Source organism: Bradyrhizobium sp. AZCC 1719 (genome assembly GCF_036924525.1).
GTDB lineage: Bacteria > Pseudomonadota > Alphaproteobacteria > Rhizobiales > Xanthobacteraceae > Bradyrhizobium.
Genome location: NZ_JAZHRU010000001.1, coordinates 1,122,804 through 1,136,948, shown reverse-complemented (window position 1 = coordinate 1,136,948; position 14,145 = coordinate 1,122,804). Strand labels below are relative to the sequence as shown.

Sequence of the window (14,145 nt, the reverse complement as noted above, 5' to 3'; positions counted from 1 at the left end):
AGAACATTAAGGTGCCGCTGCAATTTTCTTTTGGAAGTCGATTAGCAATGTCTCAGTCCGGACCCGGCGGCGGGACCAAACTCCATATCGATCTCCTCGGTGGCTGGTCAGTCCGACTGAGCGGGCATGGTGCCCGCTCCTTGCCGACGAAAAAATCACAGGCCCTGCTCGCTTACCTTGCCGTTCCGGCCGGTCGCTTTCATGCGCGTGAAAAGCTTACCGCGATGTTCTGGGGCGATAGCTCGGAAACCCTGGCCCGGCAGAGTTTCCGGCAGGCCCTGGTCAGCATCCGCCGGTTGACCGGTGGCGAGCCGCTGCTGATGGCACGAAATGGCGCGATTGCGCTCGACCCCGAGGCCGTGGTGGTGGACGTCGCGCTCCTGGAAGCGGCGCTTGCCGACCAGACGACGGACGGGTTGGAGCGGATCGCAGAACTATGCAGGGGCGAGTTCCTGGCGGGCCTCAATCTGGACGAGCCCGAATTCGATGAATGGCGCAGTTTTGAGCGCGACCGGCTGAATACTCTTGCGATCGAGGTGATGGCAGCTCTGGTCGACCGGCAGGCATCCGCAGCGCCTGAAGCAGCTATTCAAACCGCCCGTCGCTTGCTTGCCATCGATCCGTCGCAGGAGCGGATGCAGCGCACCTTGATGCGACTGTTGCTGGCGCAGGGGCAGCGCGCGGCGGCGCTGAAGCAATATCAGCAATGCGTCGATTGGTTCGAGCGCGAGCTCGGCGTCGAGCCCGAGGAAGAGACCCAGCAGGTCTACCGCGACATTCTGCGCAGCGCCGGGCCCGGTCCCGACCGTCAGCGGCGACCTGCTTCGCTTTCGCCGCGAGTCGTCAACGCGCGGGCCAACGAAGTCCAGATGGTCGGCCGCGAGTTCGAGCTGGGCCATCTCAACGTCGCCTTGACCAACATGCTCGATACCGGCGGCCGCGTCGTGTTGTTGCGCGGCGAGGCGGGCATCGGCAAAAGCCGGCTGCTGCGCGAATTCGTCGGCAACGTTCCATCGGGCGTCCGCGTCCTGATTGGACGCTGCCATGAGACCGAGCAGATCCTCCCGCTGCATGCCTGGATCGATGCGTTGCGCGAAAGCGGCACCGTGCTCGATGCCGCGGTCCGCGACCGCCTCGGCGCCGCGGCCAATGCCCAGCTCGTCCGCGTCTTTCCCGAGCTGCGGCAGTCCGCAAGCCAGCCGGTCACCGCGCCGGAGCAATATTCCTTGCTGTTCGACGCGCTTGCCCAGCTCCTCGTGGAGCTGGCGTCGGGGCAGCCGACCGTTTTCATTCTCGAGGACCTGCACTGGTGCGATGGCCTGAGCGCGCGCTTCCTCGCGTTTTTTGGCCGGCGCATCGATCGCCTGCCGATCCTCGTCGTGGGCAGCATGCGGCCCGAGGAGCTGATCGATGTGCCGGTGCTGGCGCAATCGCTCAAGGAGCTTCGGAGCGACGGACGACTGGACGAAGTCCCGCTGGGCGCGCTCTCTCGAGCCGACGCCGCGACCCTGGTCCAGGCACTGTTGCCGGCCGGCCGCCGCGGCCCGCAATCTGCAAAAGCCGCGCAGGACATCTGGGTGGCGAGCGAGGGCAACCCGTTCATCATCGTCGAATCCGTGCGGTCGCTGGACCATGAGCGCCCTGCCATACGGCAAGGCGAGCCGAGCCTGATACGCGAGTTCGTGACGGCCCGCCTGGAACGCCTGCCCGAATTGCCGAGGCGCCTGGTGCCGGTGGCAGCGGCGATCGGCCGCGACTTTACCTTCTCGCTGCTGGCCCGCGCCGGAAAGGTCGCTGAGGTGGACGCGGCGATCGCCGTCGAGCAATTGGTGCGTCGCCACATCTTGACCACCGAGGGCGAGCGGGTTGACTTCTGTCACGACTGGATACGCCGCGTCGCCTACGAGCAGCTGATGCCCCAACAGCGCCGTTGGCTGCATGCGGCTGTGGGCGAGGCCATCGAGGAGCTGCACCGCGGCGATAGCGAGGAGATCGCCGATCAGCTCGGCCATCATTATGTGCAGGCCGGCGATGCGCGCCGCGCCATACCCAGCCTGATCCAGTTCGCCGACCTGGCAGGCCGGCGCTATGCCCTCGATGACGCCTTGCGAGCGTTTCAGCAGGCGGCAGATGTGGCCGAATTGCTGCCGGCATCGGAGCGCGACCATCAAAAGCTCGACCTGGCCCTGCGCCAGACCTTCGTGCTCTCCATGCTCGGCCGCCAGCGCGAGATCTGGGAAATTTTGCAGACCCATGCGGAGCATGTCGGGCGGGTGGTCGATCCGCTTCTGACATCGGAATATCATTTCCGCGTCGGGCTGACCTGCTTCTATCTGGGCCGCTATGCGGAAGGAAAGGAGGCCAGCGAACGGGCGCTCAGCGAGGCGGAGCGCGCCGGCAATTCGGACGCGATCGGCAAGGCGTTGCACGCGCTGTCTCTGATCGCCTACGAAACCGGTCATCCCCAGGACGGCACCGCCCATGCGAGCAGGGCGATTTCGCTGTTGGAGACGACCCGCGAACCGCAGTGGCTTGGGCTGGTCTACCATGACCTCGCGCTCAACAGCGTGGTCGCGGGTGACCTCGCGACCGCGCTTGATGCGGCCAGGCAGGAACAGGTCATCGGCCGTGCCATCGGCTGGCCGCGGATTGTCGCACTAGCGGGTTCGGTGATCGCCTGGGCGCTGGCCTTGCGCGGCGACCACGAGGCCGCGATCGAAGCGGCGGAGCAGAGCCTCCAGCTTTCGCGCGATCCGATGGTCTCAAACCTCGTCAGGGGATCGATGGGCCTTGCCTACGTGGAGAAGGGCGATGCGAAGACCGCGATCAAGATCCTCAGCGAGGTTGTGGTTCAGCTCCGCAGGAGCCCGGTTCGCAGCGGCGAGGTCCGTTCTCTCGCCTTCCTGAGCGAAGCCCAGCTTCTTGCCGGCGATCTCGACCTCGCCCGCGAGACGGCATTGCGGGCGCTGGAACTGGACCAGTCCGACGGATTCACCTTCAGCTCCGGTCTGGCGCTGCGGGCGCTCGGGCGCATCGATATCGCCCAGAACAATTTTGGCGAAGCCGAGGCGCGACTTTTGCGCGCCCTGGCGGCATTCGAACGCTGCGGCGCCGCGTTCGAGACCGCCAGAACCCGGGCCGACCTCGCCGCACTGTTCGCGCGCAAACCCGATAGAAGAGCCGCACGCGCCCATCTTGCAGCGGCGCTGGTCGGCTTCAGAAAGGCACGCGCACCGCGAAGGATCGCGGAAGCCCGCCGCATGCCTTCGACCCAGTTCGAACGGCCTGAATCTCGCCCATAAGCTGGAACAATTGCGGCCCGCTAGATGCTTGTCGCATGATTGCAGCCTGCAATGGCACACACATTGCATCGTCGCAACAGGCAGGCGTCGCGTTGGGAAATCGTTGCAATCGTCCCTTGCATGGGACGACAGTTTGGTGACACTTGCCCTTGCTTCGCCGACCCGAGGACTGCGCCTGCGCGCCGGTCGGCGCTGGAGTTTGTTGATGTTGCGTCTGATTGCCCGGCGTCTTGCTCTCGGTGTGCTGGTCGCGCTGACCGTCATGACGCTTGCATTCCTGCTGACGCGGCTGTCCGGCGACCTCGCGGTTTCGATCGCGGGTCCGCAGGCGACGCAGGCCGACGTCGAAATCATCCGCAAGGCCTACGGCCTCGACCGCCCGCTCCATGTCCAGTTCTTCGCCTGGACCGGCCGCGCCATGGTCGGCGACTTCGGCCAGAGCTATTTCTTCAAGGACAGCGTGGCGAACCTGATCCAGAAGCGCCTGCCGATCACGCTGACGCTCGGCCTGGTGGGCTTAAGCCTCGCCTTGATTATCTCGCTGCCGCTCGGCATCCTGGCGGCGCTGCGCGAAAACACCTGGATCGACCGCGGCGTCACCCTGTTCACGATGGTCGGGCAAGCCGTGCCGAGCTTCTGGCTGGCGCTGATCCTGATGATCGTGCTCGGCCTGCAGCTCGGCATCCTGCCCATCTCAGGCACCGGCACCTGGCAGCATTTCGTGATGCCCGGCATCGTGCTCGCCTTTACCGCGATCCCGGCGCTGACGCGGCTGACGCGCTCCGGCATGATCGAGGCGATGGCCTCGGATTACATCCGCACCGCGCGCGCCAAAGGCCTGTCGCGGGCGCGCATTATCTTCAAGCACGCGCTGCGCAACGCCGCCATTCCCGTGGTGTCGATCGCCGCGGTCCAACTCGGCTTCATGCTGGGCGGCTCCATTGTTATCGAGACGGTGTTCGCGCTGCATGGCGTCGGCTATCTCGGCTGGGAGAGCATCGCCAAGAACGATTTCCCTGTCGTGCAGGCGGTGGTGCTGGTGCTGGCCGTATTCTATATCGGCCTCACGCTCCTGGCCGACATCCTCAATGCGCTGCTTGATCCGAGGCTGAGGACCGGATGAGCGAACCGATTGCCATTCAGGCGCCGCAGCCTTCGAGCATAGGTAGCTCGCGCATCGGCACCGCCGGCCTTGCGATCGGGATTGCCATCGTTGCGATCGTCGTCGCGGCGGCGCTCGTCGGTAACGTGCTGGTGCCGCAGGATCCGTTCACCCAGGACCTCGGCAATCGCCTCAAGCCGCCGTTCTGGATGGAGGGCAGCCAGGCTGAGCACCTGCTCGGCACCGACCAACTCGGCCGGGACTATCTCGCCCGGCTGGTCTATGGCGCGCGCATTTCGCTCCTGATCGGCATCATGACGGTGATCACGTCGGGGCTGATCGGCATCACGCTCGGCGTGCTCGGCGGGTTTTTCGGCGGCCGCGTCGACGATTTCGTGCTGTTCGCCATCACGACGCGATTGTCGATCCCTGTCGTGCTGGTCGCGCTTGCGGTGGTCGGGCTGATGGGATCGGGCCTCGGGCTCGTCGTCGCCACCCTCGGGCTGTTGTTATGGGACCGCTTCGCGGTCGTCGCGCGCGCGACCACCATGCAGGTTCGCAACCACGACTATGTCAGCGCGGCCTGGTGCGCCGGCGCCTCGATGCCGCACATCCTGATCAAGGAGATTTTGCCGAACATCGCGAGCCACCTTGCCGTGGTGGCAACGCTGGAGATGGCGCTGGCCATCCTGCTCGAGGCTGCCCTGTCGTTCCTGGGGCTGGGCGTGCCGCCGCCGCTGCCGTCATGGGGGCTGATGATCGCCGAGGGCAAGGACTACATGTTCTTTTCACCCTGGGTGATCATGATCCCCGGCGTAGCCCTGGCGGTTCTGGTGCTCGGCATCAATCTGGTCGGCGACGGACTGCGCAATCTGCTCGGCGCGGAGCGGCTGCGATGAGTGCGCTCTTGGACGTGGAGGAGCTTCAGGTAACGTTCGGCCGCACCGCGGCGGTGCGCGGCGCTTCGTTCCGGGTCGAGAAAGGCGAGACTCATTGCCTGGTCGGCGAGTCCGGCTGCGGCAAGTCGGTGACCGCGCTGGCGGTAATGAGCCTGCTCGCCCGCGGCGGCCAGCGTTCGGCGAAAAAGATGAGCTTCGCCGGCACCGACCTCACATCGATGTCGGACCGCGAGATGGCGCGCCTGCGCGGCAACCGCATGGCGATGATCTTTCAGGAGCCGATGACGAGCCTCAATCCGGCCTTCACCATCGGTTCGCAGATGGCGGAGGTGATGACGCGCCACAAGGGCGGCTCGCGCGCGGCGGCCCTCGACCGCGCCGCCGAATTGATGGGCCGCGTCGGCATCACCGCACCCGGCATGCGGCTCGGCCAGTTTCCGCACCAGCTCTCCGGCGGTCTGCGCCAGCGCGTGATGATCGCGATGGCTCTGATGTGCGATCCGGAACTGTTGATCGCCGACGAGCCGACCACCGCGCTCGACGTCACCGTGCAGGCGCAGATCCTGCGGCTGCTCGCCAATCTCAAGCGCGAGCTCGGCCTCTCGATCCTGCTGATCACCCATGACCTCGGCATCGTCGCGCGTGTCGCCGACCACGTGTCGGTGATGTATGCCGGCGAGGTGGTCGAGCGCGCGCCGACCGCGGAACTGTTCCGCGCGCCGCAACACCCTTACACACGCGGTCTTCTCTCCTGCGTGCCGGTGCCCGGCCGCGTGCAGCGCGATCGGCCGCTCGGCTCGATCCCCGGCGTCGTGCCGGCGATCGGGCCCGGCTTTGCCGGCTGCGCCTTTCGCTCGCGCTGCGCCCACGCCGACGAAACCTGCGCGCGCGCGATACCGCGGCGTCGGGCGGGCGAGGCGCACGATTATCTTTGCCGGCTCGAGCCGGACTGGGCGGAGCTGCAACCAGCATGACCGCCGCGATCGAGGTCGAGAACCTGCGGTGCGAATTCCGCGTCCACACCGGGCTGATGTCGGCGGAAAAGCGCGTGGTCGCGGTCGACGATGTCACCTTCAGCGTGCCGGCCGGTAGCGTGCTCGGCATCGTCGGCGAGTCCGGCTGCGGCAAATCCACGCTGGCGCGCCTGATCCTCGGGCTGCTCAAGCCGACCGGGGGAAGCGTGCTGGTCGACGGCAAGCGCCTGTTCGACCTCGACCGCAAGGCGCGGGCGCGATTGATCCAGCCGGTGTTTCAGGATCCGTTCGCCTCGCTCAATCCGCGCCGGCGCATCAAGGATATCGTCGCGCTGCCGCTCGCAGCCCAGGGCACGTTCTCGCGCAGCGAGATCGAGCGCCGGGTCGGCGGCATTCTCGAGCGTGTCGGCCTGTCGGCTGCGATGGGCGAGCGCATGCCGGCGCAACTTTCCGGCGGACAACGCCAGCGCGCGGCGATTGCCCGCGCATTGGTGCTGGAGCCGCGGATCGTGATCTGCGACGAGCCGACCAGCGCGCTCGACGTCTCGGTGCAGGCGCAGATTCTCAATCTCTTGGCCGACCTGCGCCGCGACCTCGGGCTGACTTACCTTTTCATCAGCCACAACCTCGCCGTCGTCGAGCATGTCGCGAGCGAAGTCGCGGTGATGTATCTCGGCCGTTTTGTCGAGCGGAACGAAACCGACGCGCTGTTTCGCAAGCCCCGCCACCCCTACACCCAGGCGCTCCTGGAAAGCGTGCTGACGCCGGAGCCGGGCAAAGGCGTGCCGGACATCGGTCTCGGCGACGCCATGCCGGATCCGTCCAACATTCCGCCGGGCTGCCGGTTCAACCCGCGCTGCCGCATCGCAGTCGAACGCTGCCGTCATGAGGCGCCAAAGCCCATGGTCCGCGCGCGCCGGGGGATGGTAGAATGTCACTTGGCATAGGGCGTGTTTTGCGCCGTCTGTAGTAGAAAAAATGGAGAGCGATATGCGTATGCAAAAAAAGCTCGGCGTTGCAATTCTGGCGGCGGTTCTATCGGGTGTCGCTGCATTGCCCGCTTCCGCGCAGAAATCCGCCGACACGCTGCGGATCGTGATGCGCGACGCGCTGCCCAACATCGATCCCTTCTATAACAATTTGCGCACCGGCGTGGTGATGCATCACCAGGGCTGGGACGCGCTGGTCTACCGCAATCCCGACACCTTCAAGCTGGAGCCGCTGCTCGCAACCGAATGGAAGCTGCCGGATCCGACCACGATCGAGTTCAGCTTAAGGCCCGGCGTCAAGTTTCATGACGGCAGCGCGTTGACGGCCGACGACGTCGTTTACACCATCAACATCGTCGCCGATCCGGCGAGCCGCGTCTCGACCCCGTCGAACTACAACTGGATCGACAAGGCGGAGAAGACCGGTGACCTTTCGGTGCGCGTCAAGCTGAAGCGGCCGAACCCGGCGGCGCTGGAATATTTCGCGCTGGTGCTGCCGATCTATCCCAAGGCCTATCGCGAGAAGGTCGGCGCGGAAGGTTACGCCAAGGCGCCGGTCGGCGCGGGTCCCTACAGGGTGACGAAGGTCGAGCCCGGCGTCTCCATCGACTTCGAGCGCTTCGAGGACTACTGGGCCGGCAGCCCCAAGGGTAAGCCCGCGATCAAGAAGATGAGCGTGCGTTTCGTGCCGGATGCCGGCACCGAGATGACGGAATTGCTCGCCGGCCGCGCCGACTGGATCTGGAACATGAACCCGGACCAGCTCGAGCCCGTGAACCGGATGCCGCATCTGCAGGCGGTGCGCAAGGAATCGATGCGGATCGGCTTTCTCTCGATGGACGCGGGCGGCCGCACCGGCGCCGACAATCCCCTGACCAAGCTCAAGGTGCGTCAGGCGATCTGGCATGCGATCGACCGCAAGGCGATCGCCGACAAGCTCGTCACCGGCGGCAGCCGCGTCCCGGCGGCGCCATGCTTCCCGTCGCAGTTCGGCTGCGATGCCGAAGCCGCGGTGGCTTACGATTACAATCCCGCGAAGGCCAGGCAGCTTCTCACTGAAGCCGGCTATCCCGACGGTTTTGATGTGGAGCTTGCAAGCTACGTGCTGCCGCAATGGGGATCATCCGTGCAGAACTACCTGCACGCGGTCGGCATCCGCGCCAAGCTCAACCAGCTCCAGACCGCGGCGCTGATCCAGCGCGCCAAGGCCGGCGAACTGCGGATGTATCTCGGAAGCTGGGGCAGCTATTCGATCAACGACGTCTCGGCCATTCTGCCGAACTACTTCGACGGCGGCGCCGACGACTACGCGCGCGATCCCGACGTGCAGAAATGGCTGCTCCAGGGCGGATCAACGATCAACCCGGAGGTGCGCAAGGAAGCCTATTCGGCGGCGATCAAGAAGATCACCGAGCAGGCCTACTGGGCGCCGCTGCACACCTATGTGACGACCTACGGCCACTCCAAGCAGCTCGACTTCACGCCGTACCCGGACGAGCTGCCGCGCTTCTATCTGGCGAAGTGGAAGTAGGGCCGGCGCACCGGTTTGCCCGGAGAAGGCAGCGATGAAGCGGGATGATGATTCGAAGATGTGTCATCCCGCTCCAATCATCAAGCGGCCACCACGCCCAGACTGACTGCAACGAACGCAGGTCCGTTGACGGCGGCGTGCAGGCGATGCCTACGGTGGTGTTCCTTGAAAACTTCGGGATGCCGCTTCATCAAATGACCGTGTTCTTGAGGAGCGATTGCAGGGACAGCGCGTTTCGGCTGGAAGCATAACCCGGGGATCACCACTACCGCGCGGACCTGTCATGTTGTTTCCATCGATCACCGCATCGCCCGGCTGACAACAGCGGCTGGCGATTTCGCGGTACATGCCCAAATGGCAACGACTTCGATCAGATGGTGGTGTCGCGCTGCAGGCTTGACCTTTCTGCTTGCCTGCCTGCCCGGTTCGGCGCCAGTTGGCATTGCCGACCCTGAAATGGAATCGCGGGTTCGAGACATCGTGGCAGGCAACCTCGCTCCCGAAGCGAAGGCTGATCATCCGGGCGGGGCCGCATCCGCAGTTTACATCGCAGGCCGCGTGGAATTTTTCAATTACGGCTTCGCGGATCAAGCCAGGAAAACGACAATTACGCAGGACACGCTGTTCAATATCGCGTCCATGCGCAAGGTGTTTGAGGCTACGCTGGTGGCGCTCGGAACGCTTCGTGGCGAATTGAGGTTGGACGATCCCATCGACAAGTACATCACCGAATTGCGGGGGGATTATATTCGTCGGGTCACGATCGGCGAGCTTGCAAGCCATACGTCCGGCCTGCTGCTGGCGACGGATCATCCGCCCTGGCCCAACGAGACGTACTCGTTGGCCGAGTTTCTCGACATACTCAACGCCTGGACTCCCCATGAGGGCGAGCAGCCGGGCAGGCAGCGCGTCTACACGCACGCCGGCTATGTGCTGTTGCAGCTCGCGCTCGAGCGTCGGTATGGGCTTCCAATCAAGGAGCTCGTCGAAACCCGCATCCTGAAGCCTCTGGGCATGAACTCGACGCTGCTTCCGGACCGCGGGCCGGACAATCGCGCCATCATGAGTCCGGAGTTCATGCAGCGCGCCGTCCAGGGTTATTCCGATGACGGAACGCCAATCGGGCCGCCGGGCAACCAGCAGAGCTATTACCATTTCGCCGGGACCGGACAGATGTTCTCGTCGGCGCGGGATCTGGCGATCTTCCTTGCTGCTTGTGTCGACGGCAGAGCGATCGATCCGCAGTTGCGCGAAGCCTTGCAGATGACGCAGCGCGAGATGTTCCGTGTGAGCGAGATGTTCGGACAGGCGATGGCCTGGGAAAATGTCGACGTCGATGGGTCAAGCATCGTCGACAAGCCGGGCGGTCTCAACAACGCATCGGCCTATATGGGGCTGGTCCCCGCGCGAAAGATCGGCGTGCTCCTGCTCGCCAACCGCGCCAACTTTCCGACAGAAATGGCTCGCTACCGTATGCTTCCGGCGCTATCACGAATGTAGATGGCGCCGAGCTTTCAACTCGGCGTGACGCCCTTGCCAGGCGGGTAGCGGCCTCCATTGATGCGCGGGTTCTGCCGCTATCTTCTCAGCTCGGCGACGCCCAATTCCGCCCACATCCAGTCGAAGCTGTAACTCGCCATCGCGGGGTTGGATTCGCCGGCCTTCGCGGTCCGGTTTTCCATCATCTTGAGCCAGTCGACGACCTTGGCCCGTCCGCTTTTGGTTTTGACCGCCGCGCGTGGCGACTTGTTTCCGAGCGCTGGGACGGGCTGATCGAGCGTCTCGCGATAGTGCCGGTCCATGGTCTCGTGGATGATAGCGCGGTGCTCTTCGTCCGAAAGATCGAGTTCTTCGGGTTCATCGGCATCGTCTAACGCGATCGCTTGCTCGACGGTCGTGGCCTCGATCGAGGGTTGTCCGATGCGCTTGCCTAGCACCGCCGACAACAACGCGCGTCCCCGTTCCGAACGTTCCTGGGAATTGACCGACAGCACCAGCGTTCTGCCGTCCAGCTCCAGATGGCCGAGCGAGAGCGCGCCGTCATCGAGCGTCGTTTCGACGGTCAGGGGTCCCGACGATCGGGTCCGGGCGGCCGACGACCTGCCGCGCTTCTTCCCGCCAATCCAATTCCATTGCGTTGCGGTGATCGATCGCAGGTCCGCGCACGAATTCAGCACCCTGCGGATCTCATCCTCCGTCGTGCCCTTGGCAAGCGGATAGCAAACCGTGCACAGCAGCAGTTCATCACCATCCAAATTCCGCAACTCGGGAAGGTCGCGCTGAGCCTGATCGATCGCGTCAACCAGCCACATGCTCGTGAAGGTCGGGCTGGTCGCACGCAGCCTTTCAGTCTCGGAGAGCCTGGCGATCACGGCCGCGTCGAACTCCTCTCCGATCGACCTGGCAAGCGCCTGCTTGTCCTTCCTGGTGAGTTTCCCCAGTCTGCGAAGGCCGTCGATGAGCTCTTCCGATGAATGATGCTCGTACGGCAACACGGCTCCGCTGATCTGCGTCCGTCCTCCCACCTGTATGATGCGTCCGGCGAAGCGGTCCCATTGTTTGAGGAAGCGGGTTGCCAAGCGCTCGCTGATCAAGATCGGCTCGCCGCCACGCACGAGGTCGCGCGCACGGAACGATTTATCGAGCACGACGTCGCTCACTTCATAGAGGCTCACCACCGAATTCCGCAATGCGGTGATATAGGCGCGAGTGGATGCCGGTTCCTTCGATCCCTGGTGCTTCAGGTAGTCATCGACGATGTTGCTGCCGTCCTTGAACTCCCGCGTCAGCATGTCCTCGAAGGCGCAGGCCCAGACCGTGCGTATGAACTTGTCCTCGCCGAGGATCGAGACGATCTCGTCCGGCTCGAGGCCGGTGTCGTCGCAAGCGGGCAGTACATGGTATTCGAGGACCACCTCAAACCGGTCGCGCCATTCGTCGCGGGTCACCCATTCCATCAGCCCTTCGAGCAAATGCTTGCGTGCCATGTTCCGGCTCCACCACCCGTTTCGGTCCGCGGCGTACTCTATCGTTCCGAAGACAGGCTGCAATTCGTTGGCAGGGAAATCAACAGGGCAGGTCAACGCTGCTCCGGTTCTTGCGCCGGTGGGTCTCCTTTCCGGATCGTTAGCCCATTGGCGTCACACCATTCCCTCAGGGCCATTTCGGTGGCCCTGTTCTCAAACTCGAACCATCGGTCGAGCGCTTTTCTTCGCTGCAGCAGACCCTTAAAACGCGCATAGGCGCCCCGCTTGCTGAAAATTCGCCGGATTTCATCGTATTCTTCCGGAAGAAATTGCCTCGCGAACTCAAACACCAGCGCCTTGCCGAGATCGAGTTCCTTCTTGTGAGGGATCGAGAGATACTTTTCCTCGTCATCGGCATCCTCAGGCCAATCGTCGGCATCGTCGAACAGTTCGGTATGCAAAAGAAATTTGCCGGTCCTCCGGCAGAGGACGGCCTCGTGTGCGCCCACCGGCCCGCTACTGACGAACTCGACCGTAAGCTCTAGTTCATTCCAGTCGATCAGCATCAAGCCCTCCTGCTTGCCCGAGCGACGGTGCTCCCATCTCCCTAATCAAATCGCGTCCACATGCTATTGTTTGACGAGCGCGCCGGTCAATCGCTCGTCACGTGCACGCCAGGCCTTTGCCCCGCATTCCACTTGCCGCCGATCGCGCGCTCGATCTGCGCCGCGAGTTGCAGCAACAGCCCGTCATTGGCTTGCTTGGCGATGGCCTGGATGCCGAGCGGCAGGCTGTGCTCGTGGGTAGCGAGCGGCAGCGAGATCGCCGGGATGCCGCAGAGATTGGCGAGCGGGGTAAAGGCAAAATTGCGCCAGAGGTTACCGAACCAGTCCAGCACGTCTGGATTGTCGCTGATGGTGAGATATTCCGTGGTGCCGACTTTCGGCGTCGGCAGCGCGGTGATCGGCGTCAGGATGACGTCCCACTCCTCGAAGAACGCGCCGAAGCTGCGCGAGGTCGTGTTGAACACCGCCTGCATGCGCGCTCGGTCGGCGTAGGACGTGTGTCGGCCATGCTCCCAGATCCGGATGTTGATCGGCTCAATCAGATCTTCCGGCGGCCGCTCCAGCCCGCGCGCCGCCAGCATGTTGCCGATCACCACGGCAAAATTGCTGATGTAGCAGGTGGTCTGCGCCGCGAAGGCTTCGCCATAGTCCAGATCGGGCAGGGCGTAATCGACGTGATGTCCGAGGCCTTCGAGAAAGCGCCCGGCCTTCTGCAGCTCGGCTGCGATATGCGGCGTCGCGCGATAATCGCCCCACTGGTACGACAGCGCGATTTTCAGCCGGGCAGGATCATGTGTGATCATCCGCGTATACGGCTCCGGCGGACTCCAGAACGGCATGAATTCGCCCGGCGCCGGACCGCGGCAGGCATCGACGAAGGCCGCGGTATCGCGCACCGTGCGCGACTGGCAGCCTTGAATCGAGACCAGCCCGCTCAAATCGGAGAGGTGCGGCGACAGCGAGAACACGCCGCGCGAGACTTTCAGTCCGATATTGCCGTTGACGCCGGCGGGAATCCGGATAGAGCCGCCGCCGTCGGTCGCGTGCGCGATCGGCACCGCGCCGGCGGCGACCATCGCCGCGCTGCCGGCCGACGATCCGCAGGTGGTGTAGTCGGTATTCCAGGGGTTGCGGGTAACGTAGACGGCGGGATTGTCGGCCGAGCTGCAGACGCCGAATTCCGGCGTGGTGGTGCGTCCGATCAAATTGAGCCCGGCCGCGCGCATCTTTCTGGTCAGGAACGTGTCGGCGGTGGCGCGATTGCCGCGCATGAACAGCGAGCCCATTTCCTGCAGCCGGCCCTTCAATGTCGGACCGAGGTCCTTCATCAGGAAGGGCAGGCCGGCAAAGGGACCATCGAGATTGGTGCCGTCGGTCGCGGGATCGGCGACCGCATCCTCGAACACTTCGACGACACCCGACAGCGCGGGGTCGACCTTCGCGATGCCGGCGGCGGCCTGCGCCGCCAATTCTTTGGCCGTCAGCTCGCCTTTTGCGACACGCGCGGCCAGTGCGACGCCGTCATGATCGGCCCATTCGTCCCAGCTCATCGGCAAGTTCATGCAATCTATCCTCTTGGCGGCGTCAGTATCGGATCGTCAATCGCAGCAAAGTTTTCTTCGATCGGCTTCATCGTCTTGAGCAGAGCGAGCAACCCGCGCTTGCGCACCGGCTCGATCACCAAACGCTCAGCGTCACGATGCATCATCGCCTCGTCGCCAGGTAATTCGAATTCCACAGGAATACGAACCGCCTGATTGCGACCGTTGCGAAATAGTCTAACCCGTCGGTGCTGGGACATGGGCCGGGTGCCTCT

11 protein-coding genes are annotated in these 14,145 nt (G+C 64.2%); 7 read left to right on the top strand and 4 right to left on the bottom strand.

Annotated elements, in window-relative coordinates; genetic code table 11:
• The first annotated feature begins 140 nt into the window (after positions 1-140).
• The 7 genes from V1292_RS05475 to V1292_RS05445 all read left to right on the top strand — a co-directional run bounded on the left by V1292_RS05475 (position 141) and on the right by V1292_RS05445 (position 10,297).
• Positions 141-3,302: an ATP-binding protein gene (locus V1292_RS05475; protein ID WP_334370878.1), complete on the top strand. Its 3,162-nt coding sequence runs from the start codon at positions 141-143 to the stop codon at positions 3,300-3,302.
• A gap of 205 nt (positions 3,303-3,507) precedes the next feature.
• Positions 3,508-4,425: an ABC transporter permease gene (locus V1292_RS05470; RefSeq protein ID WP_334370876.1), complete on the top strand. Its 918-nt coding sequence runs from the start codon at positions 3,508-3,510 to the stop codon at positions 4,423-4,425.
• On the top strand, positions 4,422-5,303 hold the full coding sequence (locus V1292_RS05465) for an ABC transporter permease (RefSeq protein WP_334370874.1): 882 nt from the start codon (positions 4,422-4,424) through the stop codon (positions 5,301-5,303). The genes V1292_RS05470 and V1292_RS05465 overlap by 4 nt, the downstream gene beginning before the upstream one ends.
• Positions 5,300-6,277, top strand: a complete 978-nt coding sequence (locus V1292_RS05460; protein ID WP_334370872.1) for an ABC transporter ATP-binding protein — start codon at positions 5,300-5,302, stop codon at positions 6,275-6,277. Before V1292_RS05465 ends, V1292_RS05460 begins: the two co-directional genes overlap by 4 nt.
• The gene (locus V1292_RS05455) at positions 6,274-7,224 is read left to right on the top strand and encodes an ABC transporter ATP-binding protein (protein ID WP_334370870.1); all 951 of its coding nucleotides are present in this window, start codon (positions 6,274-6,276) and stop codon (positions 7,222-7,224) included. Before V1292_RS05460 ends, V1292_RS05455 begins: the two co-directional genes overlap by 4 nt.
• A gap of 43 nt (positions 7,225-7,267) precedes the next feature.
• Positions 7,268-8,797, top strand: a complete 1,530-nt coding sequence (locus V1292_RS05450) for an ABC transporter substrate-binding protein (protein WP_334370868.1) — start codon at positions 7,268-7,270, stop codon at positions 8,795-8,797.
• Between the two features lie 480 nt (positions 8,798-9,277).
• A complete protein-coding gene (locus V1292_RS05445) occupies positions 9,278-10,297 on the top strand; it encodes a serine hydrolase (protein WP_334370866.1) in 1,020 nt (339 codons plus the stop codon).
• Between the two features lie 77 nt (positions 10,298-10,374).
• Here the strand turns inward: V1292_RS05445 and V1292_RS05440 are convergent, their stop codons facing one another.
• The 4 genes from V1292_RS05440 to V1292_RS05425 all read right to left on the bottom strand — a co-directional run bounded on the left by V1292_RS05440 (position 10,375) and on the right by V1292_RS05425 (position 14,130).
• Entirely contained in the window at positions 10,375-11,784 is a 1,410-nt protein-coding gene (locus V1292_RS05440; protein ID WP_334370864.1) for a hypothetical protein, read from the bottom strand.
• Between the two features lie 92 nt (positions 11,785-11,876).
• Entirely contained in the window at positions 11,877-12,329 is a 453-nt protein-coding gene (locus tag V1292_RS05435; RefSeq protein ID WP_334370862.1) for a hypothetical protein, read from the bottom strand.
• Between the two features lie 86 nt (positions 12,330-12,415).
• Positions 12,416-13,891, bottom strand: coding sequence for an amidase (locus V1292_RS05430; RefSeq protein ID WP_334370860.1), 1,476 nt, complete (start codon positions 13,889-13,891; stop codon positions 12,416-12,418).
• 5 nt (positions 13,892-13,896) lie between these two features.
• Positions 13,897-14,130 (bottom strand): antitoxin, encoded by a 234-nt coding sequence (locus tag V1292_RS05425; RefSeq protein WP_334370858.1) that lies wholly within the window; start codon positions 14,128-14,130, stop codon positions 13,897-13,899.
• Positions 14,131-14,145 lie beyond the last annotated feature (15 nt).